Annotated in this window: 23 protein-coding genes; 2 read left to right on the top strand and 21 right to left on the bottom strand. The window is 34.1% G+C overall.

Annotated features, from left to right (window positions below; all coding sequences use genetic code 11):
• Window positions 1-115: 115 nt before the first annotated feature.
• From ABG79_RS03940 to murJ, 5 genes are all read right to left on the bottom strand, one after another.
• On the bottom strand, window positions 116-2,026 hold the full coding sequence (locus tag ABG79_RS03940) for an OPT family oligopeptide transporter (protein ID WP_057977349.1): 1,911 nt from the start codon (window positions 2,024-2,026) through the stop codon (window positions 116-118).
• A gap of 205 nt (window positions 2,027-2,231) precedes the next feature.
• The gene (gene pepV / locus ABG79_RS03935) at window positions 2,232-3,620 is read right to left on the bottom strand and encodes a dipeptidase PepV (RefSeq protein ID WP_057977347.1); all 1,389 of its coding nucleotides are present in this window, start codon (window positions 3,618-3,620) and stop codon (window positions 2,232-2,234) included.
• 11 nt (window positions 3,621-3,631) lie between these two features.
• Window positions 3,632-3,985: a PqqD family protein gene (locus ABG79_RS03930; protein WP_057977345.1), complete on the bottom strand. Its 354-nt coding sequence runs from the start codon at window positions 3,983-3,985 to the stop codon at window positions 3,632-3,634.
• Between the two features lie 74 nt (window positions 3,986-4,059).
• A complete protein-coding gene (locus ABG79_RS03925) occupies window positions 4,060-5,979 on the bottom strand; it encodes an OPT family oligopeptide transporter (RefSeq protein WP_083490327.1) in 1,920 nt (639 codons plus the stop codon).
• 404 nt (window positions 5,980-6,383) lie between these two features.
• Window positions 6,384-7,958 carry a murein biosynthesis integral membrane protein MurJ gene (gene murJ / locus ABG79_RS03920; protein ID WP_057977341.1) on the bottom strand — a complete coding sequence of 525 codons (1,575 nt, stop codon included), beginning with the start codon at window positions 7,956-7,958 and terminating at the stop codon, window positions 6,384-6,386.
• A 209-nt stretch (window positions 7,959-8,167) separates the two neighbouring features.
• Here murJ and ABG79_RS03915 point away from each other — a divergent pair, with 209 nt between their 5' ends.
• On the top strand, window positions 8,168-9,331 hold the full coding sequence (locus ABG79_RS03915) for an alanyl-tRNA editing protein (RefSeq protein WP_057977339.1): 1,164 nt from the start codon (window positions 8,168-8,170) through the stop codon (window positions 9,329-9,331).
• A 7-nt stretch (window positions 9,332-9,338) separates the two neighbouring features.
• Here the strand turns inward: ABG79_RS03915 and ABG79_RS03910 are convergent, their stop codons facing one another.
• From ABG79_RS03910 to ABG79_RS03885, 6 genes are all read right to left on the bottom strand, one after another.
• Window positions 9,339-9,716 (bottom strand): hypothetical protein, encoded by a 378-nt coding sequence (locus tag ABG79_RS03910; RefSeq protein ID WP_057977337.1) that lies wholly within the window; start codon window positions 9,714-9,716, stop codon window positions 9,339-9,341.
• A 39-nt stretch (window positions 9,717-9,755) separates the two neighbouring features.
• Window positions 9,756-10,403: a YdjY domain-containing protein gene (locus ABG79_RS03905; RefSeq protein WP_083490326.1), complete on the bottom strand. Its 648-nt coding sequence runs from the start codon at window positions 10,401-10,403 to the stop codon at window positions 9,756-9,758.
• An 87-nt stretch (window positions 10,404-10,490) separates the two neighbouring features.
• Window positions 10,491-11,522, bottom strand: a complete 1,032-nt coding sequence (locus tag ABG79_RS03900) for an ABC transporter ATP-binding protein (protein ID WP_057977335.1) — start codon at window positions 11,520-11,522, stop codon at window positions 10,491-10,493.
• A gap of 11 nt (window positions 11,523-11,533) precedes the next feature.
• Window positions 11,534-12,316, bottom strand: a complete 783-nt coding sequence (locus ABG79_RS03895; protein WP_057977333.1) for an ABC transporter permease — start codon at window positions 12,314-12,316, stop codon at window positions 11,534-11,536.
• Window positions 12,317-12,320: 4 nt separating this feature from the next.
• Window positions 12,321-13,169, bottom strand: a complete 849-nt coding sequence (locus ABG79_RS03890; RefSeq protein ID WP_057977331.1) for an ABC transporter permease — start codon at window positions 13,167-13,169, stop codon at window positions 12,321-12,323.
• A gap of 1 nt (window position 13,170) precedes the next feature.
• Window positions 13,171-14,403, bottom strand: a complete 1,233-nt coding sequence (locus ABG79_RS03885; protein WP_057977329.1) for an ABC transporter substrate-binding protein — start codon at window positions 14,401-14,403, stop codon at window positions 13,171-13,173.
• 182 nt (window positions 14,404-14,585) lie between these two features.
• On the opposite strand from ABG79_RS03885, the gene ABG79_RS03880 reads away from it, so the two are divergent.
• Entirely contained in the window at window positions 14,586-15,275 is a 690-nt protein-coding gene (locus ABG79_RS03880; protein WP_057977327.1) for a TVP38/TMEM64 family protein, read from the top strand.
• A 27-nt stretch (window positions 15,276-15,302) separates the two neighbouring features.
• On the opposite strand, the gene ABG79_RS03875 is transcribed toward ABG79_RS03880, so the two are convergent.
• The 10 genes from ABG79_RS03875 to ABG79_RS03830 form a co-directional block, all read right to left on the bottom strand.
• Window positions 15,303-16,013, bottom strand: coding sequence for an ABC transporter ATP-binding protein (locus ABG79_RS03875; protein ID WP_057977325.1), 711 nt, complete (start codon window positions 16,011-16,013; stop codon window positions 15,303-15,305).
• Window positions 16,006-16,803 (bottom strand): ABC transporter ATP-binding protein, encoded by a 798-nt coding sequence (locus ABG79_RS03870; RefSeq protein WP_057977323.1) that lies wholly within the window; start codon window positions 16,801-16,803, stop codon window positions 16,006-16,008. Before ABG79_RS03870 ends, ABG79_RS03875 begins: the two co-directional genes overlap by 8 nt.
• 1 nt (window position 16,804) lies before the next feature.
• Window positions 16,805-17,683, bottom strand: coding sequence for a branched-chain amino acid ABC transporter permease (locus tag ABG79_RS03865; RefSeq protein ID WP_057977322.1), 879 nt, complete (start codon window positions 17,681-17,683; stop codon window positions 16,805-16,807).
• Between the two features lie 12 nt (window positions 17,684-17,695).
• Window positions 17,696-18,574, bottom strand: coding sequence for a branched-chain amino acid ABC transporter permease (locus ABG79_RS03860; protein WP_057977320.1), 879 nt, complete (start codon window positions 18,572-18,574; stop codon window positions 17,696-17,698).
• Window positions 18,575-18,619: 45 nt separating this feature from the next.
• Window positions 18,620-19,771: an ABC transporter substrate-binding protein gene (locus tag ABG79_RS03855; RefSeq protein WP_057977318.1), complete on the bottom strand. Its 1,152-nt coding sequence runs from the start codon at window positions 19,769-19,771 to the stop codon at window positions 18,620-18,622.
• A 159-nt stretch (window positions 19,772-19,930) separates the two neighbouring features.
• A complete protein-coding gene (gene argH / locus ABG79_RS03850; protein WP_057977316.1) occupies window positions 19,931-21,247 on the bottom strand; it encodes an argininosuccinate lyase in 1,317 nt (438 codons plus the stop codon).
• Complete coding sequence (locus ABG79_RS03845) at window positions 21,228-22,466, bottom strand: argininosuccinate synthase (RefSeq protein ID WP_057977314.1); 1,239 nt, start codon at window positions 22,464-22,466, stop codon at window positions 21,228-21,230. Before ABG79_RS03845 ends, argH begins: the two co-directional genes overlap by 20 nt.
• Before the next feature lie 211 nt (window positions 22,467-22,677).
• A complete protein-coding gene (locus ABG79_RS03840; protein ID WP_057977312.1) occupies window positions 22,678-23,550 on the bottom strand; it encodes a polysaccharide deacetylase family protein in 873 nt (290 codons plus the stop codon).
• Window positions 23,547-24,269: a WecB/TagA/CpsF family glycosyltransferase gene (locus ABG79_RS03835; protein ID WP_200956792.1), complete on the bottom strand. Its 723-nt coding sequence runs from the start codon at window positions 24,267-24,269 to the stop codon at window positions 23,547-23,549. Before ABG79_RS03835 ends, ABG79_RS03840 begins: the two co-directional genes overlap by 4 nt.
• 119 nt (window positions 24,270-24,388) lie before the next feature.
• Window positions 24,389-25,516 carry a glycosyltransferase family 4 protein gene (locus ABG79_RS03830; RefSeq protein ID WP_057977310.1) on the bottom strand — a complete coding sequence of 376 codons (1,128 nt, stop codon included), beginning with the start codon at window positions 25,514-25,516 and terminating at the stop codon, window positions 24,389-24,391.
• Between the last annotated feature and the right edge of the window lie 105 nt (window positions 25,517-25,621).

The raw sequence follows: 25,621 nt of genomic DNA, 5'->3' as shown, positions 1-25,621 counted from the left end.
ATAATATTATATCATTTGTTAGATTGTTTCGAAATATTTAAATTATTAAAATATTTTGTAGAACAAAAAGCCCTAAAAAGCTTTTAAGGCTTATTTAGGGCTGTAAAGACTATCTTTACTTATTCTTAACTACATAAGTATATATCCAGTAGCAGAGAACAAATCCCATAACTGCTGAAGTCCATGGGCTTCCAGTTATAGCTGGAATAATATTAGCTCCAAATCCTATATTTATTCCAAGCATTGCAAACACTGCAAGTAGAATACCTACCAAGGATTCACCAGCAACCATACCTGACGCAAGCAATACCCCAGTTTCTGTCTTTTCCTTGAGGGTATTTTCGTCGTTCTTGAACTTCTTGTCAACAAGAGACCTAACAATACCACCTATTACAACACCTGCACTTAAATGAATTGGAAGATAAAGTCCAAGCGCGAAAGGTAATATTGGAATGCCCATAAGTTCGCACATTACCCCAAATGAAATACCTGCAAGAACAAGTGTCCATGGGAGTTGTGATGTCATAATACCCTTAACAACCATCGACATCATTGTAGCCTGTGGAGCTGGAATATCCTTTGAACCAATTCCATAAGCTGAATGAAGCATTAAAATAACATAACCAATAGCTGCTGCTGAAGCTGCAGTTGCAAGGAACATTCCTATTTCAAGATTTTTTGGAGTTCCTCCGATAATTTGAGTCGTCTTTAAGCTCTGTGCAGTTCCACCTGCTATTGCTATTGCAACGCAAACAATACCGCCTGCAATTATTGCTGCAACCATAGCTTTATCGTCAGCATATCCTGTAATCTTTAAAATACCTGTTATAAATAAAAGTGATGAAATAGTCATACCTGAAATTGGGTTGTTTGATGTTCCGATAACACCAACAAGTCTTGCTGATACAACAGAGAAGAAGAATGCAAAAATAATTATAAACACTGCACCAGCAACTGGAACATTTGTCATTGGGAATAGCCAAGCCATTATGAATACGAATATAGCACCAGCTATAACATAAGTCATAGGAACGTCTACATCTGTTCTCTTTTGGCTTGCTTTTGCACCTATTCCAGCCATAGCTGACTTGAATGACTTTGCGATTGTTGGGAGTGCCTTTGCAATGCTTATGAATCCACCCGCTATAACCGCACCTGCACCAACGTATCTTATATACTTGCTCCAAATTGACCAAGCATCCATTTCAGCTATTGTAACTGCTGCTGGGAATAATGGAGTTGTAAGGCCAGCACCTATATACTTAATAAGTGGAATCAATCCAAGCCAAGCAACAAGTGCACCTGCAAACATATACATACCAATTTCAATTCCTACGATGTATCCAACACCTATTAATGCAGCTGTAACGTCAGCACCAAATATAGCACCTTGAAGAGGCTTAATTGTCCATTCTGGTTCATACTTCCAAAGTAGTAATCCTTCTGATAAGAATTTAAATATTCCGCCGCCAGCAACACCCGTCATCATAGTTTTAAATCCTGTTCCGCCAGCACTTGATGAAACCAAAACTTCCGCTGCTGCCATTCCCTCAGGATAAATAAGTTTTCCGTGTTCTTCAACTATTAAATATCTTCTTAGAGGAACAACGAATAAAATACCTAAAAGTCCGCCAAGAATTGCAACTACAGTAATTGTTCCAATAGTCAGTTCACTTCCAAAAATAATTACGGCTGGAATGGTAAATATTAGACCGCCTGCTAATGATTCACCCATTGAAGCCATTGCTTGAATCATATTTGCTTCAAGAATATTATTTCTTTTTAATATCCCCTTCAAAATACCTGTTGCAAGAATTGCACCAGGAATACCTGCAGCTATTGTCATACCAACCTTTAATCCAAGGTAAGTATTTGCTGCACCAAATACGATTGCAAAAATGATACCGATTAAAATTGATAAAACAGTCATCTCTGGCATAGCTTTGTTCACAGGAACATATGGAACATAATCATCGCCTGATATTCCACCGTATGCACCTGCTGAAAGCCCTTTGTTTTCAGCCATGATACCCCTCCTTATGTAATATTTTGTCGTATAATAAAATTAATTCTACAAGTTTGCAAAAAATCCTTCTTTTTTGAATAAAATTTTTCAAAAATTTTTAAAATAAAGTATATTCAAAATCAATAAATTGTCAAAAATGAACAAAAAATTGCACAATATGATAAGCATATTGTGCAAAAGTGCCAGGCACTTAAGATTAAGTTTTTTATTTTGCAAGCTCATATATAGCGTTTGCATATATCTTAGTTATCGAAATCAAATCCTCAACTTCTATATATTCATTTGCCTGGTGGATTACATCTGGTTTTCCTGGGAATAGTGGTCCAAAAGCCAGAGTATTTGGCATTTCCTTTGCATAGGTTCCACCGCCAATTGCTATAGGTTCACTGTCATCATTTGTAATATCCCTATAAACCTTCATAAGCTTTTTTACAAGTTCGTGGTCTTTTGCAAAATATAGTGGTTCCTGATGTGCCATTTTATCAACTTTTATTCCTGTTCCTTCAATCCTCTTATTAAATGGATTCATCATGTCTTCAAATTTATAAGTGCATGGGTATCTTAGGTTAAGCGCCATCGTAACTTTATCCTCATTCATTTCAACAACGCCTACATTGAAGGAAAGTTCCCCGGTTTCATCCTTTAAATAGCATCCAAAGGATTCACCCTTTGTTTCAAAGCCAACATACTTATTAAAAAAGTCAATAAAATGCTTGATATCGCTCTCTCCTAAATTAAGTTCTCCAAGAAGAGCAAACATCATCATAATAGCATTTTTACCATGTTCAGGTGTGCTTCCGTGGGCTGAAACTCCAAATGCTTTAACGATTAAAAGTTCTTCCTTTAATTCATATTTTAATTCAAAACCAGTTTTATTTATAAAATCATCTATTATTCCCTTTACAGATTCCACATTTTTAACTACAAGACCTGCTTCACAGTAATCTGGAACCATATTAGCCCTTTGACCGCCCTTTATATACTTTACTGAAACATCACCTTCAGGTTTTTTTACTAAATCCTTAATAACATTAAATACAGTTAATCCCTTTTCAGCATGAATGAGTGGAAATTCAGCATCAGGAGTAAATCCTGCAACAGGTGGTTTTTCATATTTTAAATAATAGGGTATGTCATTTGAACCTGTTTCTTCGTTAGTTCCAAATATAATTCTTACCCTCTTTGAAAGAGGTAAATTTAAATCCTTTATAGCCTTTAAACCATAAAGTGCAGCTATCATAGGTCCCTTATCGTCAAGTGCACCTCTTGCATAAATTTTTCCATCGTGTATTTCAGCACCATATGGTGGGTGTATCCATCCATCTCCCTCTGGAACAACATCAAGATGCCCTAAAACAGCTATGTAATCTTCTCCTTCACCAAATTCAGCATATCCAACATATCCATCCATGTTAACTGATTTAAATCCTAATTCTTCTGAAAGCTTTAGAGCATAATCGAGTGACTTTGCAACTCCCACACCAAATGGCATTCCTTCCTTTGGAGTGTCTTCAACGCTTTTAATCTTTAAAATTTCCTGAGTTGACCTTATTATCTCTTCTCTCATCTCATCGATTTTTTGATTAATATTCATACAAATCCCCCCTATTCTTGATTGCCTCTATCAAAGGCTATCCATCCTCTTCTATTTAAATATCTGAGATACATTATTAACCTATCATAAACAGGTTCTGCATCCTTTCCAAATTTCTCAAGCAATCTTTGGCCGATATCATAGACAGTATTTTGCCCATCTATAAGTTCCCAGACAGTTGAGCCTAAATTGTCAAGTTCCATATCAGAAACCGCAGGTTTTTTTACAAGCCATCTTAAAAATTTTTCAATAGGCTTGTTGTGATAAAAAATCAAATAAACTTTACCGTTTCTCTTTTCATATGTAGTATGTTTTTTTCTTGGAATATAGAGCAGAAAATTATCATCCTTTTTTTCCTTTGCCATATCATCACCCACCAAATAAATTAAGGAGAAGCAATTCGCCTCTCCTATATTTTACTATTAAACTGTTAATAGATTCAAGCATTATCCTTCTTTACTGAGAAATTATATACCCAGTAAGAGAATGCTAAAAGAACAACTGCAGCAGTCCATGGATTTGAAGTTAAAGCTGGAGCAATCTTAGCACCAAATGCAATATCAATTCCAAGACCTGCAAATGCAGCTACTAATATACCCATTAAAGCGTCCCCTGCAACCATACCTGATGCAAGAAGAACACCCTTTTCGATTTGTTCCTTTTGAGTCTTTTCATCATTCTTGAATTTCTTTTCAACAAATAATCTTATAAGACCTCCAACCAATATACCTGCACTTAGGTGTATTGGAAGGTATAGTCCAAGTGCAACTGGAAGTATTGGAATTCCCATCAAAGCAGTCATTACTCCAAACACTGCACCAACTACAACAAGTGCCCATGGTAATTGCTGAGTCATAACTCCCTTAACTACCATTGACATTAATGTTGCCTGTGGAGCTGCAATTTGCTCTGAACCTATTCCATATATTCTATGAAGCATCAGCACAACCATACCAACAAATACTGATGCTATAGCAAGACCTATATACATTCCTATTTCAACATACTTTGGTGTTCCACCGATAATATAAGTTGTCTTTAAGCTTTGTGCTGCACCACCAGCAACAGCTATAGCAACACAAACTATTGCACCTGCAACAAGTGCAGTAATCATTCCTGCATCCCCTGCATATCCTGTTACTCTTAATACAGTAGTAACGAATAATAAAGTTGCAATTGTCATACCTGATACTGGGTTGTTTGATGCACCAACAAGACCAACTATTCTTGCTGAGACTACCGCAAAGAAGAATGAGAAGAATACAGCAAGTAACGCACCTATTGGACCAGTCTTTATAACTGGAATAAACCATGCTAGGAAGAATACTAACAAAGCTCCTGCAATAACCCATGTCATTGGAACATCAAGTTCAGTTCTCTTTTGTGTTCCACCCTTTGCACCTATTCCTGAAATTGCTGACCTAAATGAATTCACAATTGTTGGAAGCGACCTTCCAAGGCTTATAAATCCACCTGCAGCAACTGCACCAGCACCGATGTATCTTATATATTTACTCCATATTGACCAAGCATCCATTTCAGCAATTATTACAGTTGCCGGGAAAAGTGGTGTTGTAAGACCTGCACCAATATATTTTATAAGTGGTATCAATCCAAGCCATGCTACGATAGCACCTGCAAACATGTAAAGAGCTGCTTCAATACCAACGATGTAACCAACACCAACAAGTGATGCCATTGCATCAACGCCAAATATAGTTCCTTGGAGTGGTTTTAAAGTCCATTCTGGTTCTTCAAGCCAGAATCTGAATCCGCCTGAAAATAATTTGAATAATCCACCACCTGCAAGACCTGTCATAACTGTCTTAAATCCAGCACCACCTTGGCTGCCTGTAACCAATACTTCTGCTGCAGCCATTGATTCTGGATAAACAAGATTTCCGTGTTCTTCAACTAATAGATATCTTCTTAATGGAACAACGAATAAAATACCTACAAGTCCTCCAAGCAATGTAACAAAAACTATAGTTGAAAGTTTTAATTCAAATCCCCAGATGATAATAGCCGGAAGTGTAAATATAACTCCACCTGCTATTGACTCACCCATCGCAGCAATAGCCTGAACCATATTAGCCTCAAGTATATTGTTTCTTCTAAATATACCCTTTAAAAGACCTGTTCCAAGTATTGCCGCTGGAATTCCGGCTGCAATTGTCATACCAACCTTAAGTCCAAGATAAGTATTTGCAGCACCAAAGATAATTGCAAATAAAACACCAAGTAAAATAGAAACAAATGTTGCTTCCGGAAGTGCTTCACTTGCAGATATAAATGGAACGTAATCGTCTCCCTTTACTCCGCCGTAAGCACCGTGGGATAAACCTCTCTTTTCCGACATAATATACCTCCTTTTGACATTATTACTTCACTATTTTACCATACAAAACCTAAATATAAAATCAAATTTCATCTGAAAATTTTAAATTATGTCTTATTATTTAAATTATTTACTATTTTTCTTTAATTTTAGACTATGTCGAATTTTTGTATATTTATACCCATTAATTATAGTTCCCATTTAAATTTATATTATTAATTTATACTGATTATTGGAGAACTTCTCTTGAGCAACCTTTGACCTGCATAATGTAATAATCAAAGCATGGCGCTTCCATGCTTTTTTAAAACTTGCCCGCAGGTTTAGACTACAAGTTAAAGATTGCTCAAAAGGGCTGTCTTAATAAGACAGCCCTAATTTATAAAAATCTATTTAGCACCTTTGAATGGATTTTAACGACTTTTTTATCTCTTCTTTCTATTCATCATAGAAACCATAAATTTTAGCTCATCCATCTTTAAAAGTGCCGCAACTAAAATATATACTACTATTCCAACACTTACAGCCGCTCCTACATCTATAAGCTGCGATATCTTTGATACAACTCCAAACTTTGCTTCAACTATTCTTGACGTTGCAAACGCAGCTATTGCCATCAATAAAGATGCAATTGTTGCCTTAATACCAGAGATTAATATTTCCTTTTCTCTTAAACCATTCAGTCTTTTAGCAAGCCCCCTCTGGAGCATTATCATATTCAATAAACTTGTAATCGAGTATGACAGTGCAATGCCGCCTATAGCAAGCCTTTTAAAGAAAACTACGAACATTAAGTTTAATAGTATATTAACTAAAACAGTAAATGCACCAACCTTTACTGGAGTTTTTGTATCCTGAAGAGAATAAAAACCCCTTGTTGTAATTTGAACTGCTGATTGTCCTACAACTGCTAAGCTGTAAAATGCAAGAGCAAATGCTGTTATTAATACATCTTCCTCTCCAAATTTGCCTGTCTTAAATAAAAGCCTGATTATAGGAACATTCAATGCAATCATTCCAAGAGCAGAAGGTATTGTAATAAATAACACTACCCTTATTCCAAGTGAAAATGTTTCCTTAAAATTTTCAATCTCTCCCCTTGCAATCTGCATATTTAAAGTAGGAAAAATTGTCGTAGCTATTCCCATTGCAAATATTCCAAGCGGCAGCAGCATTAGTCTGTTTGCGTATCTTAAGGCTGTAATACTTCCCTCACCAAGAACCGATGCTATGTTTTGATTTACAACAAGGTTAAGCTGTGAAATTGAAAGTCCAATTATCGCAGGTCCCATAAGAGCGAGCATCCTTTTATATCCTTCATGTTTTATATCAAGCTCAAATCTAAATCTTTTTCCAACCTTTAAAAAGTCTGGAACCTGAACTAAAAAGTTTAAAAGTGCACCCAATATAACCCCTGCTGCAAGTCCATATATGCCAAATCTATTTCCTAATAATACAGCACCTAGTATCATCCCAACATTATATAGAACTGGTCCTACAGATGGTGATGTAAAAATATTATATGAATTTAAAATTCCCCTTGTAAGCCCTGCAAAAACCGTAAAAGTAACAGCAGTAAACATTATCCTTGTAAGCTTAACGGTTAAATCATACATCTCCTTACTCGATAAACTTCCAACTGCAACAAGAGGAACTAAATATTTTGCAAATATTATTCCAAATAAATTGAATAAAGCTATAAATATAAGTGCAACAGTAATAAATGTATTAGCTGCCCTCCAGGCATTATCCTCATCATCTTTTGCAATATATTGCGTAAAAACAGGCATGAAACCTGAACTTAAGGCGCCGCCTACTAAAAGATAAAACATTACATCCGGGATTGTGAACGCCGCAAAAAATGCATCTGTTACATAGCTTCTTCCATATACCTTTGCAACTATCATTTCTCTCACAAAACCCAGTATTCTGCTAAAAAAAAGCATCAGCATAACAATTGCAGTTGCTTTTCCTATATTTTTAGAATTACTCTTCGCCATAATATTTCTCCTTTCATGGTGCCTGTCACTTAAGATTAAGTTGTTAATAAACGCTTAAATTTTAATATACCATATTTTTTTGTCTTTTTCCACATAAGTATTTTAGACTTCTAAATTAATTAGTATATCTATTCAAAATATCAAATTAGCAATATAATATATATAAAAATCTTAATCTTAAGTGCCTGGCACTGTTAAGGAGTGATATAATGCAGAAGCTTTATTATGAAAATCCATATATAAAAGAATGGGAAGCTTTGGTTGTTAATCAAATTGAAAAGGACGGAAAATTTATAGTAGAACTTTCCGAGACAGCTTTTTATCCTGAGGGTGGTGGCCAGCCAAGGGATTTTGGAAGTATAGACGGAATTGAAGTTATAGATTTGTTTGAAGATAGTGATAAAATATATCACGTTTTAGATAAAAAAATTGAAAATGAAAAAGTTCTATGTAAAATTGACTTTGAAAGAAGATTTGACCATATGCAAAATCATACAGGTCAGCACCTTTTATCAGCGATATTTATAGAGCTTTATAACGCACCAACAAACAGTTTTCACCTTGGAGAAGATTACATAAGCATTGACATTGGACTTGAGAACGCATCAGATGAGACAGTTAAAATAGTTGAAGATAGGGTTAACAGCTTAATATTTAAAAACATTCCAGTTAAGTCTTATATTATCAACCTTGAAGAAGCAAAAAAACTACCCTTAAGAAAGCTTCCTCCTACAGATGTTGATATTAGGATAGTTGAAATAGAAGGAATTGACTATTCTCCATGCTGTGGAACACATGTTAAAAACCTTGGGGAAATTGGAATGCTAAAAATATTAAAAACAGAAAAATATAAGAACATGACAAGGGTTTATTTTAAATGTGGTAAAAGACTTCTCAAGGATTTTCAGGATAAAAATACAGTTATAAATACCCTAATAAAAAATCTATCTGTTCCTCAACATGAAATATTGCCTAAAATCGACCAGCTTCAATCAGATATTAAAAATATATCAAAGCAATTGAGCCTTCAGAGGGAATTAAATGCAGAATTTATAGCTAAAGAAATAGCTGCATCTTCATTAGAAAATAATATTGTTCAAATATTTGAAGATAAGTCCTTTGAAGAAATTCAATTAATAGCAAACAAAACAGCTTCACTAATTGATAAAGCAATATTATTTGCATCACTCCCAGACAAAAAGGTTATACTTGCACATGGAGGTAACCTTCCATTAAACTGCGGACAAATTTTTAAAGAAAATCTCCCTAAATTCAACGGTCGTGGCGGTGGTGGTCCTAAATTTGCCCAGGGCAGTTTTGATGATAGAGAAAAAATCAAGAAGTTTGTTGCCTTTATTGGAGAGTATATTTAATAAACATCTAATTTTTTTCAAAATAACAAATTATCGAAAGTATCAATGATAATATTAAAATCAAACTTAAATTAACAGCATCAAAACTAAGGCTTGGTATCCCCAAGCCTTCTCTTATAATTGACGCAGGAACAATTCTAATCCTTTTAATTCCTAAAACTAAAACAGCTAATATACTGCAAATTAAAAGATTTGTAATGCTAAATTTATAATCCAAATAATTAACTTTTTTTAGAAAAACAAAAATTAAAGTAAAAATAATCATTATAACTGGAATAAAAATTGCAATATTCACTCTCATTTCCAACCATGTATTTTGAAATGCAATAATAGCTCCTAATAATCCCCATATAAAGGTATTATATAATAGTTTGAAAAATGTCATGAAGCACCTCCATTATAAGATGTTCAATGCCCATTAATTTTACTCAGCAAGTCTAAATATTATTGTAACCTTAGTTCCATCCTTAGGCAAAACTTCCTCATTAGCATTAAAAGTTACTTTTTTCATCATATCATGCCAACCTGCTGGATATGCTGCGTTGCTTGTAATACCTGTTGGGCAGCTATCAAGGCACAGAATGCATCCGGTATTATTCTTATTTGCTCTTTCAATATTGCCGCCAAATCTTATATCGATAGGTCTTGGGTCGCTTGATTTAATTATGTCTGCAAAAGGGATTTCCTTTCCGAATCCGTCCCATGTAACAAAAACATTAACCTTTGAACCTTCAATTGTCTTTGTTCCTGTTTTCATATCCTCAGCAGTTAAATTATTTCCAGGCTTAGCTCCTAAAGACATCATCGCTTCATAAAATTTCTTTTCATCAACAAACGACCTTAAAATTGACTTTTCTCCATTTTTCCCGTCTTTAAATACTACTCCATGTCTTGTGCTCTCTGTAAAGTATTTTCCATTTACTTCTGTTAATATCCTAATTTCCTTTTTTTCTTTATCAACAACCATAACTTCTTGATTAGTGCCATTGTCTTCAGACAATTTTGAAGCACATCCTGCCATAAAGCTTATTGTCATAACAAGCATAATTAGTATTGATAATAGTTTTTTCATAACGTTCCCCCTTTTTTACAATCTATTAACATTATATAAACCCTTTTATTATTGAACAAATAGTTATTTTTAATAATTATTTGTTTGCTATTGTTTTTGTAAATAGTATATAGCCCTTTTAAAATCAACAAAAATACCTACTTCGTCACCAACCTCTAATAAATTCGTTGAAATTGTAGTGCTTTTTAAAATATTGTTACTGGCCAATACTTCATAATATACCTTATCACCTGCATACTTTTTCTTTAGAATTTTGCCTTTTATTTGCCCATCTAAATAATTTAAATTTAAATACACAAACTCTGGCCTTATCATAGCAACTACATCTGAATCTTTTTCAAATCCTACATTAAAATCCCCAAAACAGCATTTAAAAACGCCTTTTTCTACTTTCCCTTCAATGTAGTTGTTATCTCCCCAAAAATCCGCTGCTTCCCTGCTCACTGGCATATTATATAGTTCATTGGGAGTTCCAATCTGAATTATCTTTCCATCAAACATAAGAGCGATTTTATCTGAAAGCATTAAAGCTTCTTCTTTATCATGGGTTACAAGTATAGTCGTAATTTTAAGCCTTCTTTGCAAATCAAGAACAAATTCCCGCATATTGTCCCTTAGCCTTTCATCGAGACTTGAAAAAGGCTCATCAAGCAGTAAGACCCTTGGATTTATAGCTAATGCCCTTGCAAGCGCAGCTCTTTGCCTTTGACCTCCCGAAATCTCTGAAGGATACTTTTTTTCGTATCCATTTAGTTGAACAAGTTCCATCAACTCTTTGACTTTTTCATGCCTTATTTTTTTCCCGACTCCAGTCATTTTAAGCCCAAATCCGATGTTTTCTTCTACAGTCATATGAGGAAATAATAAATAATCCTGAAAAACTATGGTCGCTCCTCTTTTTTCAGTCTTTATATTTAAGACTGAACATCCATCAAAAAGAATATCCCCGGAATCTGGCTTGATAAGCCCTGCTATTATCTTTAATGTTGTAGTTTTACCACAGCCTGATGGACCAAGAAGTGAAAAAAACTGACCCTGTTCAATCCTTAAATTTATATTTTTTAAAACATCCTTTCCTGCAAAACTTTTGCATATATTTAATAATTCAATAGTGCTCATCATTACTCCCCTTACAAATAAAAATGATTTTGTAATTTAAAATATTTTTTCACTGCATTTTCTAAAATTAAAAGAATTATAATTGCAGTAACTACAAAAACAATGCTGTAACTTGAAGCTATAACCCTATCCCCATTTTGAATAAATGGGAACATTATTATTGGAAATGTAGAGATTACTCCTCCACCTATTATAAATGTCAAAAAATATTGACTAAAGGATACTATAAAAATTAAACTTCCTGCTGTAATAATGCCGGGCATTATCATCGGTAAAGTTATATTAATAAAAACTTTGACTTTAGAAGCTCCTAAAACTTTACCCTGATTTTCAAACTTATCTCCAACTATTTCAATTATATCTGTTATTATTCTAATACCATATGGCAGAGTTGGAATTAAATGAGCTATTATGATACCTAATAACGTATTTGCAATCCCTAGCTTAATGAAAATATAATGTATTCCCATCCCAACCGGTGTAATAGGAACGATTATTGGGGCAAACATAGCTAATTTGATTATCCATTTTCCTTTAAATTCATAAAGTCCTAATGCTCTTGCTGCCATAATGCTTATAATCAGAGCAATTATAGTTACACAAAAGGATATAGCAATGCTATTTATCAAAGCTTCTAACGAACCGTTTCCCTTTGAAATAATGCTTACAAATCCCCTTGTAGAAATTCCTTCAGGGAATAAATTAGGCCAGCTCCATGTAGATGCAAAGCTCCAAAGGAAAATAATTAATAGAGGAAATAATAAAATAAAAACAATAATTTTTTTCAAAATCATAATTTCACCTTACAAACTTTCTTATTACGTATTCATATATTGCTACAAGCACAAATGAAATAATTATAATGACTGTATTAACAGCCATAGCTATTGGTCTATTTGTCAAATCCGGCTCTATATATTCCAGATATGCCTTTACAGGAAGAGCCTTTGGGTTAGTTGGCCCTAAAAGATAAGGAACTTCAAATGCACCAAAGGAGTATGCAAAGATAATAATAAAGCTTGAAACAATCGATGGAGTTGCAAGTGGAAGTAGGACATGAAAAAATACCTGCCTTCTACTTGCACCAAGGTTTAGCGCTACATCAAATAGACCACGATTGATATTTTTAAGGACACTGTAAACTACAAGAGTAACAAACGGAATCTCCTTCCACAAATATGCTATTATAACACCAATTCCATAATCATCGAATATCAAAGTTGGAAATGTGTTTTGAACATCATGAAAACCTATATTATAAAGAATCCTTGGCAAAATTCCATTTGATGAAAGCATATTGAAAACAAGCAGAGCAGCAACAATATGCGGCACTGCAATTGGAATTTTCAATAAAAACTCCATGTTTTTATCATAATTTTTGTTGAGCAGTATAAATGACAGTGCAACACCTATTAACATAGCTAAAACTGAGGATGAAAGCGAAGTAAACAGGCTAAATAATAGTGATTCAATAAAATTTTTATCCTTTATTACCTGAACATAATATTGTAATGTAAAATCTTCTAGTCCAACAGCAGGGAAATATCCCAAACTTTGAATCAAACAATTTATAACTCCTACAATAAAAATACAAAATACAATTAAAGCAGGTAATAGTAACAATGAAATTTTAATCTGCCTTTTCAATTTATTCACCCTTCAAAACAGTTTCTTCCCATATTTCTTCTATTATTGGGACAAGATTTGCAGGCAATTCTGGCAATCTATGTTTAAGCAATTCTTCCTGTGAAATTGTTCCTTCGCCTATATTTACACTTTCAAATAATTTTCTTTCATCTGTTGTCATTTTCTCCTTATCTATTACAGGTAAATCACCCCAATTTTGAGGGTCATATTTAGAAGCCTGAGCTTTAACACTCAATATAAAATCAATCACTGCAAGTGCCCCTTCTTTATTTTGAGCATTGAATGGAATAGCAAGAAAATGCGTATTTCCAATGGTTCCATTTTCAAACACAAAGCTTGATGTTGTTTTAGGGAAAACCCCATCTTTTATTTTGCCTGAAACTGAAAATGGATTATAGTTCATAGACATTAATATTTCACCATCAGAAAACATGTTATCTAATTGGGCTAGAGTAGCTGGATATGCTTTCCCGCTCCTCCACAAATAAGGCTTCATCTCTACTAGTAAATCCATGGCAGGTTTTATTTTCTTTGCAACTTCATCTTTTTCAGGCTTAACGTTTACTATATTTTCATATCCCACAACTTCATATATGATATTTCTTACAAATGCACTTCCAGTAAAATCAGGAGGTGCTGGATAAGTAAATTTGCCTGGATTATCTTTAACAAACTCTAATAATTCCTTATAATTCTTAGGAGCATTTTTTGTCTTACTCTTATCATAGATCATTACAAATTGAGCTTTGCCATATGGTGCCTCATAACCTTCAACAGGAAATCCAAAGTCAAAATTAACTTCTTTTGATTCCTTGTCAATATATCTTTGAAAATTTGGCAATTTATTTGTGAAGGGCCCAAATAAGAGTCCATTTTGCTTTGCTGAATAAAAATTCTCTCCATTTATCCAGACAATATCTATAGTTCCTTTATCAACATTAAATTGTTTTTCATTCAACATTTTGCTTAAAATATCTTCAATGTTCATAGGAACGCGTTTTAAATTAATATCATATTTTTGCTTTAGCTCTTTAGCAACATAATTATCTATCCACTTATTTATTCTGTCATCTCCTCCCCAGCCATAAAATGCAACTGTTGTTCCCTTAGATGATTTTATTATAGCATCCCAATCTTTAGAAAGCACGTAATCAGTTTTGCTTATTTTTTTAGAACAAGCTGCAAAATTAATCAAGTTTAATAAAATAAGCATAAAAACAAATATTTTTTTCATAAAGGTCCTCCTCAAATTAATTTTTCTGCAAATAAATTATATATTATATTTAAAGATTAAGTTAAACATATAGTTTTTTTCTGTCAAATAATGTTAAGTTATCGAAAAATTGAATAATATCGCAAATGAAAATATGATATCATTTAAATGTTATAAAAAGTTTAAAAACGGGGGTCTAAATAATGCAAAACAAAAATGAAACTTATTTTAAAATTGCACTTATTTTTATTTGTATTTTAATTTACTTACTTGTTTCACCTTTCAAATCATCTATTGATAAGGCATTTAGCGTTCTAAAGACCGTAAATGTAGATGCAGCCAAAGAATATATTTTGTCATTTGGTATTTGGGCACCTATAGTTTCATTTATGCTTATGATTCTTCAATCCGTAGCAGCTCCACTGCCTGCGTTTATTATAACATTTGCCAACGCAGGTTTATTTGGATGGGTTAAGGGAGCAATTTTATCGTGGTCAAGTGCAATGGCCGGTGCGGCACTTTGTTTTATTATAGCAAGATTTTATGGTAGAAGTGTAGTTGAAAAGCTGACAAGTAAATATGCACTTGAAAGTGTAGATGTTTTCTTTGAAAAGTATGGGAAATATGCGATATTAGTAGCAAGACTTCTCCCCTTTGTTTCATTTGATATAGTCAGCTACGCAGCCGGCCTTACTTCAATGAGCTTCTGGTCCTTCTTTTGGGCAACGGGACTTGGTCAGCTTCCTGCAACTATTGTATATTCTTACATAGGTGGAATGCTTACTGGAAGCTTAAAAATGTTTGTAACGGGACTATTGCTTTTGTTTGCAATTAGCACAATTATTTTTATGCTTAAAAAGATATGGAATGAAAAGAATAAACAGATGCATTAATAATTAAGGCTGCCATAAAAGCAGCCTTTAACTTATTTTTTTACCTAAATATGCTTCCTGAACCTTAGGATTTGAAGCAATTTCCTTTGCATCTCCCTCAAGTGTTATTTTGCCCTGTTCTAGAACATAGGCTCTATCAGAAATTTGAAGCGCTTTAAAAGCGTTTTGTTCAACAAGAAGTATTGTGTTCCCCATTCTTTTTAAGTCAAGTATTATGTTAAAAATTGTATCTACTAAAAGAGGTGCAAGCCCAAGGGATGGTTCGTCCAGTAAAACTATTTCCGGCCTTCCCATTAACGCTCTTCCAATAGCCAGCATCTGCTGCTCTCCTCCTGATAGCGTTCCTGCAAATTGCTTTTCCCTTTCCAACAATCTTGGAAATATATCAAAAACCTTTTGCAAATCCTCTTCTATTTCCTTTTTATCCTTTCTTAAATAAGCTCCCAAAAGCAAATTATCCTTTACAGTAAGATTTGCAAATACAAGCCTTCCCTCCGGAACTTGACAAATACCCTTAGCAACAATTTTATGTGGACTTAAGTTTAGTTTTTCATCTTTGTAGGTAATTTCACCTTCCTTAGGTTTAATTATTCCTGAAATTGTATTTAGCAAAGTTGATTTTCCTGCCCCATTTGAGCCTATTATCGATACAATTTCTCCCTTATTAACAACTATGTCTACGCCCTTTAGGGCATGAATACCTCCATAATAGACGTTAACATTTTTTACGTTAAGCATTATTAGCACCCCCTAAGTAAGCCTCTTTTACCTTTGTGTTTTCCTGTATTTCCTTAGGAGTTCCTTCGGCAAGTTTACAACCAAAGTTCAGAACTACTATTTTATCGCATGTCCCCATAACTAAATCCATATGATGCTCTATCAGTAAAACAGTTAAATTAAACTTTTTTCTAATAAAATATATTAATTCAGTCAATTTTTCTGTTTCATCAGGATTCATGCCTGCTGCCGGTTCGTCTAAAAGAAGTAGTTTGGGGTTTAATGCAAGTGCCCTTGCAATCTCAAGCCTTCTTTGAAGACCATATGGAAGGTTGTTGGCAATGAAGTCTTTTCTATCCGAAAGTCCCATAATTTCCATCAACTCTGTTGCCTGCTCCTTCAGTGCCCTTTCCTCTTTAAAAAATCTTGTGTTTCCAAAAATTTTTTCAGGCAAAAACCCAAAAATCATACTTTCTGCAATATTGTAATTTGCATTATACTGGCATGCAGTTAAAATATTTTCATAAACAGAAAGCTTTTTAAAAAGCCTAATATTTTGAAACGTTCTTGTAATTCCAGCATCCGCTATCTTGTATGTTTCTTTGTTTTCTATGTGGTTACCATCAAAAACAATACTTCCTGACGAAACCTTGTATACTCCAGTTATCAGATTGAATATAGTGGTCTTGCCTGCTCCATTAGGACCAATAAGTCCTGTAATACTATCTTTTTCAACTGTAAAATTTACATCATTAACAGCTACTATGCCTCCAAATTGTTTAGTTAGTCCGTTTATCTCAAGTAGTGCCATATTAATTTTCCCCCCTTGCCTTCGAAACACTGCGTTTAAACAATCCTTTTAAGAAGTTAAAGCTCAATTCCTTACCCCCAAACAAACCCTCCGGCCTTGCTGTTATAATAAATACAACTATTATTCCGTATACAACCAACCTCCAATTTGCAAAACTTCTCAAAATCTCAGGCAAAGCAATTAAAATTAGTGTTCCGACTACACTTCCTGTAATGCTCCCTAACCCTCCAAAAATGACTATAATAGTAAGTTCAGTGGACCTGACAAGACTGAACATCTTAGGCTGCAAAAAACCTAAGTAGGTTGCTAATAGCCCGCCTCCCAGCCCAGCATAAAAGGCACTTATAATTAATGACATCATCTTATGCTTGAATACATTAATACCGATAACGCTCGAAGCAAGCTCCTCTTCCCTAACTGCAATCATATTTCTGCCATGCCTTGAATTTACGATGTTTCTTAACAATATTACTGCTATAATATCGATTATTACAACTGTAGTTAATGTAGTCTTCAAAGGAAGACCAGGCCATCCTCTTGCTCCTCCGAAATATTGAACATTATCCAGAATAAGCCTTATAGCCTCACCAAATCCCAAAGTTGCAATGCAGAAATAATCACCCTTCAAATTTAAAGTAAGCTTACCTATAATGAAGCTGGCAAGAGCAGCAAATAATCCTCCAATAATTAAAGATGGAATAAGAGGCAGGTTCAGCTTAACCATCATAAAAGCCGTAGTATATCCTCCAATAGCCATAAATCCAGCATGTCCAAATGAAAATAACCCTGTAAAACCTGTTAAAAGCGAGAGACCAAGCACAGGTAAAAGATAAATACCTGCAAGAGTTAATATTCCCTTAATATAATACCAGCTAAGCATGACAAGCCCTCCTTATGCCTTATCCTCAGTAACTTTGCCCATAAGTCCCATTGGTCTTACTATGAGGATAAATATCAGTAGTGCAAATGCAATCAAATCTCTATACTGCGAAGAAATATAACCGGAAGTAATTGTTTCAATAATTCCTAATAAAATTGAACCAATAACAGCCCCTTGAATGCTGCCAAGTCCTCCAAATACAGCTGCTATAAATGATTTCAATGTTATATTCCCTATCTGGGGATAAACGGTGTATTTCATTCCAAACAAAACCCCAGCAAGCCCTGCTAAAAATCCGCCAAGTCCAAAAACTATTAGAATAATCATGTCGGTATTTATTCCCATAAGTGCGCTTGCCCTCATATTGTATGCCGTTGCCTGTATAGCCTTTCCTATCTTTGTAAAATCGATAAGATAAATTAAGAAGGCAAGGCAAACAGCAGAAATAACAAACATCATTAAATCGATTCTCCCTATGGCCATACTACCCAATTTAATCGGCTGAACTGAAAAAACTTCAGGATATGTTTTAAAATTTGGACCAATAGTTGCAATTACAATGTTTTCAAGGAATATGGATACACCCATTGCTGAAATAATAAAGTATAGAAATGGGGCTCTTCTATTTCTTAATGGTCTATAAGCAACTCTTTCTACAAGAACTGCTAAAATAGCAGCAGCAATTCCTGAAGCAATAAAAGCTACTGAGAAAGGAAATTTGTAAAGAGTCATAAAGAAAAAACCAAAATAAGCCCCAAACATTATTACTCCGCCGTGGGCAAAATTTGAAAAGTTCATAATGCTATAAACAAGCGAATAGCCAACTGCCATTAAAGCATAGACACTTCCTATAGACAATCCATTAATTAACTGTTGTAAAAAATTAAGCATCTCAATCCCTCCACAACTTAGGAAAGGTGGGAATAAACCCACCTGTTATTGAACTTGATATTTTTCTATGAACTTCAACGCTCCATTTTCAATCTTAATTATAGCTGCATCCTTGCCCTCAGGATTGTGCGAATCCTTCCCAATTTTTAGTTTTCCAGTGATACCCACTATATCAACAGTTTCAAGTGCATCCTTAATCTTTTCCCCTTCAAAGCTATTTGCCTTCTTTATTGCCTCTACTAGCATAGAACAAGCATCATATGCTAAATATCCATTAAGCTCAGGGTCTTTACCAAATTTTTCTTTATATTTATTCTTAAAATCCTGAACTGTTGGGTCATTATAATCAAGATGGTTAACATAATATGAACCTTCAATAGCATCCTTAGCCATTGAAATAAGCTGATCTGATGTCCATCCGTCACCACCTATAAATGTGGCCTTAATTCCAAGCTCCCTTGCCTGCTTAGCTGAAAGAGCAACCTCTTTAAAGAAATAGGGCATAAATATAACATCTGGATTAGCGTCCTTAATCTTTGTCAATTGTGCTCTAAAGTCCACATCACCACTCTTAAAACCTTCCTTAGCAACAATCTTTCCGCCCTTTTTAGTAAATGTTTCCTCAAAATATTGCGTTAATCCTTGTGAATAGTCGTCGCCTACATCATAAAGTATTGCTGCTTTGTTAAACTTTAATACGTCAATTGCATATCCTGCAGCAACCGCGCCTTGATAAGGGTCAATAAAGCAAACTCTGAAATTATAAGGTTTAACTTTGCCATCTACAACCGTTACCTTAGGATTAGTAGCAACAGTTGCAATATCAGGAACCTTCATTTCTTCAAGAACAGAGGAAATAGGAATAGCTTGTCCACTTGAATTTGGTCCGATTATTGCAATAACCTTGTCCTGTCCTGTTAATCTTCTTACTGCGTTAACAGCTTCAGTTCCATCTCCTCTTGTGTCATATTTTACAACTTCAATCTTCTTGCCTAACAAACCTCCATTGTTGTTTATTTCTTCAAAGAACATCTCAACAGCGCTTGATTCAGATATCCCCCAAACTGCTTGGTCGCCAGTTAGTGAACCTATCCAGCCTACCTTTACTACATCTGAACTTGCTTGTTTTCCCGAACAACCTGAAAATAAGCTGATAATTAATAATACTGATAGCATTAAAGAGACTAACTTTTTCATGTGACCCCTCCTTAAAATTGTATAAATTTACTATATCATTTTGTGCAACTTTTTTCAATATTCTAAATTGTCATAATTTTATAAACTTTTGTCGATAAATAATTTAATTTATTTTATTTTAAAGATTTATCGTCGAAATCGGAATGAATTTGCTGTAAACTACAGCATAGCTTTCTTAATTCCTTTGTTTACAATATTAAAATAGTCAATATATGGATATATATCATTATCAAAAAGTTCGCTAAATTTTTTTAGTTCTTCAATTGAAAGTTCATGAATGTTTCTATTTTTTTCTTCGCAAAATAAAACTATCCTTCCAACTATTTCATGTGCGCTTCTAAAAGCAACTCCCTTTTTAACAAGATAATCTGCAACTTCAGTAGCATTAATAAACCCTTTATTCAAGCTAATTAGCATTTCATCCTTATTAACTTTTAAAGTTTCAATAACGCCCTTCATAACCCTGATACAAGCAATGACAGTATCAATTGCATCAAATACAGGTTCCTTATCCTCTTGCATATCCTTGTTATATGCAAGAGGAAGAGCCTTCATAGTCGTTAACAATGCTACCAAATCTCCATATACTCTTCCCGTTTTACCTCTAATAAGCTCAAGGCTGTCCGGGTTTTTCTTTTGTGGCATTATGCTGCTTCCAGTTGAATATTGGTCATTTATTGTAATAAACCTAAACTGATTGCTGCTATAAATTATTAAATCTTCGCACAATCTGCTCAAGTGCATCATAAGTATTGAGAGCGCAGCTAAAACTTCAATTACAAAATCCCTATCCGAAACTCCATCTATAAAATTGTCTACGGGTTTTATAAACCCTAAAATATCACTTGTATATTCCATATCGATATCATGTGTTGTTCCTGCAAGGGCACATGAACCAAGTGGATTTTTATCCATATTGTCTATAGCATTAATAAGTCTTTTTTTATCTCTTTGAAGCATGCTGTTATATGCCGATAGATAATACTTAAATGTAATTATTTGTGCAGGCTGCAAATGAGTAAATCCTGGCATAAGATAAGGATTTTCAGCGCCCTTTTTACTCAAAGCAACTCTTAATGCTTCGATATAGTCTATAACATTATTACACGCATTTTTTAAATATAATCTCATATCAAGTGCTACCTGGTCATTTCTGCTTCGAGCAGTATGAATCTTTTTACCCAAATCTCCAAGTTTTTGAACAAGGAAATTTTCAACAAATGTATGAACATCTTCAAAGTCTCCATCAACTTCTATTTGACATGACCTTATTTGCTTTATTAATTCGTTTAAAGACTCATCGATTAGGCCAAACTCATCGTCACTGAATACTCCAATTTTTTTTAGCATCCTTGCATGGGCTATGCTTCCTTTAATATCTTCAAAAATCAACCTTTTATCGAAACCAAAGGACGAGTTAAATTCCTTCATCAATTCATTTTGGTCTTTGTTGAATCTACCACCCCAAAGTTTCATTTTCTATCATTCCCGCCTTCATTAATGAATTTATCTTAATTGGTAATCCAAATAAATTGATGAATCCTTCTGCATCCTTATGGCTATATATTTCACTGAATCCAAATGAAGAAATATTTTTATCATAAAGGGCATATTTACTATTAACACCTGCAACCTTTATGTTGCCTTTATAAAGCTTTAGTTTGACCTTTCCACTAACGTTCTCCTGTGTTGCTTCAATAAAAGCATCTAGTGCTTCCCTCAGTTTTGTAAACCATAGTCCATTATATACAACTTCTGCATATTTATGCGATATTAGTTCTTTATAATGAAATGTTTCCTTATCAAGCGTTATTGCCTCAAGGCTCCTGTGGGCCTCATAAAGAATAGTTCCTGCAGGCGTTTCATATACACCTCTTGATTTCATACCTACTAATCTGTTTTCGACTATATCAATGACTCCAATTCCATTCTCTCCACCTATTCTGTTCAATGTTTCAATAAGTTCGACAGGCTCTAATTCTTTTCCGTCAACCTTTTTTGGAATACCCTTTTCGAAGTCAATCTCTATATAAGTTGGAGAATCCTTTGCTCTTTCTGGTGGAGTCACTGTGTCATACATATCATCGTTATGTTCGTTCCAAAGGTCTTCTAAGTCCCCGCCTTCATGGCTTGTATGCCATAGATTTTTATCCACAGAATAAATTTTTTGCTTTGTAACTGGAACTTCTATGCCTTTGCTGTTCGCATAATCGATTGCATCTTCCCTTGACTTAATATTCCATATTCTCCACGGCGCAATTATTTTTATCTTCGGGTCAAGTGCAGCTATACCAAGTTCAAATCTAACCTGATCGTTGCCCTTTCCTGTGCAGCCATGACAGATAATATCCGCCCCTTCCATATGGGCAATCTCAACAAGTTTAACAGCCATTATGGGTCTTGCGAATGATGTTCCAAGAAGATACTTCCCTTCATACAAAGCTCTTGCCTTAACAGCCTTAAAAAGATACTCTGATACAAAATCCTTTTTAACATCCTCAATATAAACCTTGGATGCTCCGCTCTTTAAAGCCTTTTCCTTAACCTTTTCCATATCATCCCCTTGGCCAACATCAATGCAAACAGCTACAATCTCACTGTTGTAATTTTCCTTTAGCCATGGAATGATTATTGAAGTGTCCAGACCTCCTGAATATGCAAGTATTATCTTCCCATCTAAATTCCCCCTTTTGATTGTTTTTTATAATTATACATATTAATTTATAATTATGCAATAGTTGTGAAATAATTTTTTTTTAAGATTGTGTAATATTCGAACATCTTAAGCCCATCTCAACAAATAAAAAAAGACTAGCACCTTTTGATGCTAATCCCCTTGCCTAAACATTATTCCACACCTCATCATCAATGTCATTATCCCAAAAATCAATACTCGATTAACTCTATTACTTTAAGCTCCCATATTTCAAAATTTCATTAAGCACCTCCTTGCTGCTCAAATCGCTATATCCAGCAGGAAGCCTATACAATTTATTCGACTTGGAGGCTAATACATTAGCTGCTCTTTCCGTCGTCACAAAATACTTAAATCCTGCCTTTTTAGCTTCATCTATGACCTTTTTATTATAATGGCCAAAAGGAAAACAAAGTGTATCTGATTCTATACCAAATTCATCCTTTAATATTTTTCTTGATTCAACAAGGTCATTATAAATTCTATTTTCAAAATCATTTTGCCTTTCAATAGTCTTTTTAACAGGGTCGTAGGCTCGATATGCAAGTTTGCTTCTTTTGTCCAAATTTTCATTTATGTAAATATAATCATGGCTCGCGTGGGTGTGGGATTGAATTTCAACTAAACCCGTTGAAATAACATCCTTTATTTCCTCTGTGTTCATAGAAATACTATCCTTTGTAGCATTGTTTTTAATTCTTGATGTTATTACAAAATTTACAGTTGGAATGCGATATTTTTTTATTATTGGCATTGCATGTTTATAAAAACCCTTTAATCCATCGTCAAATGTAATTAAAACAGCATTTGCTGGAATTTTGCCCTTGCCATTAATAGCATCTATCGTCTGCCTTAAAGAAACAAAGTTAAAACCTTTTTCCCTTAATAGCATAATATCGGACTCAAATCTTTCTGGTGTTATTGTAAGCCTTGTTAATTTTTGCGGGCTGACATTATGATATGTTAAAACTATAATCTTATTTCTATAATATATTTTTTCTGACTTTGCATTAACACAATTTAAGTTAGAACTGAAAAGAAGCAAAATAATAAAAAAAATTACCAGACATTTAGACTTGCTCATTTTTTAAACCTCTCTTTTAATACCCTGTATAAAAATACTGGTAAAACACCCATTCTTTTATATCTCCAAGGTTCTTTTATCAATCTATATAGCCACTCTAATCCGCAACTTCTCATAAACTTAGGCGCCCTTTTGATGTTTCCAGACAAAACATCTAAACTGCCTCCAATTCCCATATATAACGAAACATTTAGCTTTTCCATATTATTCCTTATCCAATATTCCTGCTTTGGACTTCCCATAGCAACAAATAAAATATCTGGTTTTTTCTCGATTATATCCTTTATTACTTCTGCTTCATCCTTATAATATCCATCTCTTACTCCGACCACATTTAAGCCTTTAAACCTTTTCTTTAGCACCTCTACTGCAGTCTCAGCAACTCCCGGCTTAGCACCTAAGAAGTAAACACCATATCCCTTTTCAGCCGCCCTTTTGCAGATATTTACCATCAAATCAATTCCAGTAACTCTGCTTCTTATCCTGCCTCCGTTCAATATCGAAGCTATAACCACTCCAACCCCATCTGCAATTTGAAGGGCTGCACTATTTAAAAGCTCTTTTAAATTGCTATCCTCCTGCGCCTTCATAATCTTTTCAGGGTTTATCGCAACGATAAAAGAAGGTTCCTTTTCCAATATGATTCTATCCACCTCAACTAAGACTTGTCCCATATTCAAAGGACATACATCAACTCCTAGATAATTCTCCTTCAACATCCTAATCCTCCTGAGTGACATTCACTTGATTTCTTGACTTCTTGAGTTGTTTGTCAATTTAGCCAAGCTATTAAGCTATAACAAGTTTAACAGAGCACCCCTAAGTTTCGCCTTACAATTTATCTACCGTTGCCTGTTCTACCAGCACCTTCAATCTTCACATAAATATCCCTATACTGCTTAGCAAATTTCTCGACTGAATAATTTTCCTTCGCCTTTTCATGAAGCCTTTGTCCAAACTGCTGGCACTTTAAATCATCCCTCAAAAGACTCAATATCTTTTCTGCAAGTTCTTCCACTTCTCCATAGTTAACTAAATATCCATTAACTCCATCTTCTATCAATTTTGATACTCCTCCTACATCCGTCGCCACAACAGTCTTTTTATACTTTGCAGCCTCTAATATGCTTAATGGGAAGCTCTCGCTCTGGGATGTTAAAACTGTAAAATTTGAAACCGCCAAATATTCATCTGGTTTATGAAACCCAAGAAACCTTAATCTATGCAAAATATTTAATTCCTTGCTATAATTTAAAAGTTCACTTTTGAAAGAACCGTCCCCAATCAACAAAAATACAACATCGTCGTATTCCTTTAAAACAAGTTTAATAGCATCAAACAAAAACTTATGTCCCTTAATGGGATGAAGCCTCGCAACCATTGTTATAATTTTAGAGTCATTTCTGATTTTATATTTTTTCAAAATATTTTTCCTGTTTGATTTCAACAAAACATTGTTAAAGTCAATCCCATTATATACGACAAATATTCTATTCTCATCAAATCTTCTTTCAACAAGCATTTTTTTAAATTCATCCGACACAGCTATGTAATAGTCAAAATACCTTAAAACCATTTTATTTATATTTGAAAACACCAATGTCTTAAAAAAATTGCCTTCGTAATCCTTCATATAGTCGCTGTGAATTGTAGTAACAAAAGGAACTTTCAACTTTTGTCTTAAAAAATACGCCAAAAAATTTGCCCTTGCACCATGGCAATTAACTAATCTTACCTCTTCCTCTTTGCAAATCCTTACAATATCGTCAACAACCTTTAAATCAAATCTATTCTTCTGCTCAATCAGTCTTATATCAAGCCCCATCTCAATAGCTTCCCTATAAAGCTTACCATCCATAAGACATATTATAATATGCTCATCACATTCAGAATTTGAAACCAGACTCAAAAGATGAACCCTCGAACCTCCAACTTCCCCTCCACTTATAATATGCATAACTTTCATATATTTGTGCCAGCCTCCTGACTTTTATATATACTAAAATATTTATACCACAACAAATACTCATTAGCAACTATTGAGTGACATTCACTTGATTTCTTGACTTCT

Source organism: Caloramator mitchellensis (genome assembly GCF_001440545.1).
Lineage (GTDB): Bacteria > Bacillota > Clostridia > Clostridiales > Caloramatoraceae > Caloramator > Caloramator mitchellensis.
The sequence above is the reverse complement of the archived record's forward strand: the minus strand, read 5'-3'. Positions and strand labels throughout refer to the sequence as shown.

What these genes read in the sequence shown, in the direction of transcription:
- ABG79_RS03940 (WP_057977349.1), bottom strand. Translation starts at nt 2,026, where the DNA reads ATGGCTGAAAACAAAGGGCTTTCAGCAGGTGCATACGGTGGAATATCA.
- pepV (WP_057977347.1), bottom strand. Translation starts at nt 3,620, where the DNA reads ATGAATATTAATCAAAAAATCGATGAGATGAGAGAAGAGATAATAAGG.
- ABG79_RS03930 (WP_057977345.1), bottom strand. Translation starts at nt 3,985, where the DNA reads ATGGCAAAGGAAAAAAAGGATGATAATTTTCTGCTCTATATTCCAAGA.
- ABG79_RS03925 (WP_083490327.1), bottom strand. Translation starts at nt 5,979, where the DNA reads ATGTCGGAAAAGAGAGGTTTATCCCACGGTGCTTACGGCGGAGTAAAG.
- murJ (WP_057977341.1), bottom strand. Translation starts at nt 7,958, where the DNA reads ATGGCGAAGAGTAATTCTAAAAATATAGGAAAAGCAACTGCAATTGTT.
- ABG79_RS03915 (WP_057977339.1), top strand. Translation starts at nt 8,168, where the DNA reads ATGCAGAAGCTTTATTATGAAAATCCATATATAAAAGAATGGGAAGCT.
- ABG79_RS03910 (WP_057977337.1), bottom strand. Translation starts at nt 9,716, where the DNA reads ATGACATTTTTCAAACTATTATATAATACCTTTATATGGGGATTATTA.
- ABG79_RS03905 (WP_083490326.1), bottom strand. Translation starts at nt 10,403, where the DNA reads ATGAAAAAACTATTATCAATACTAATTATGCTTGTTATGACAATAAGC.
- ABG79_RS03900 (WP_057977335.1), bottom strand. Translation starts at nt 11,522, where the DNA reads ATGAGCACTATTGAATTATTAAATATATGCAAAAGTTTTGCAGGAAAG.
- ABG79_RS03895 (WP_057977333.1), bottom strand. Translation starts at nt 12,316, where the DNA reads ATGATTTTGAAAAAAATTATTGTTTTTATTTTATTATTTCCTCTATTA.
- ABG79_RS03885 (WP_057977329.1), bottom strand. Translation starts at nt 14,403, where the DNA reads ATGAAAAAAATATTTGTTTTTATGCTTATTTTATTAAACTTGATTAAT.
- ABG79_RS03880 (WP_057977327.1), top strand. Translation starts at nt 14,586, where the DNA reads ATGCAAAACAAAAATGAAACTTATTTTAAAATTGCACTTATTTTTATT.
- ABG79_RS03875 (WP_057977325.1), bottom strand. Translation starts at nt 16,013, where the DNA reads ATGCTTAACGTAAAAAATGTTAACGTCTATTATGGAGGTATTCATGCC.
- ABG79_RS03870 (WP_057977323.1), bottom strand. Translation starts at nt 16,803, where the DNA reads ATGGCACTACTTGAGATAAACGGACTAACTAAACAATTTGGAGGCATA.
- ABG79_RS03865 (WP_057977322.1), bottom strand. Translation starts at nt 17,683, where the DNA reads ATGCTTAGCTGGTATTATATTAAGGGAATATTAACTCTTGCAGGTATT.
- ABG79_RS03860 (WP_057977320.1), bottom strand. Translation starts at nt 18,574, where the DNA reads ATGCTTAATTTTTTACAACAGTTAATTAATGGATTGTCTATAGGAAGT.
- ABG79_RS03855 (WP_057977318.1), bottom strand. Translation starts at nt 19,771, where the DNA reads ATGAAAAAGTTAGTCTCTTTAATGCTATCAGTATTATTAATTATCAGC.
- argH (WP_057977316.1), bottom strand. Translation starts at nt 21,247, where the DNA reads ATGAAACTTTGGGGTGGTAGATTCAACAAAGACCAAAATGAATTGATG.
- ABG79_RS03840 (WP_057977312.1), bottom strand. Translation starts at nt 23,550, where the DNA reads ATGAGCAAGTCTAAATGTCTGGTAATTTTTTTTATTATTTTGCTTCTT.
- ABG79_RS03835 (WP_200956792.1), bottom strand. Translation starts at nt 24,269, where the DNA reads ATGTTGAAGGAGAATTATCTAGGAGTTGATGTATGTCCTTTGAATATG.
- ABG79_RS03830 (WP_057977310.1), bottom strand. Translation starts at nt 25,516, where the DNA reads ATGAAAGTTATGCATATTATAAGTGGAGGGGAAGTTGGAGGTTCGAGG.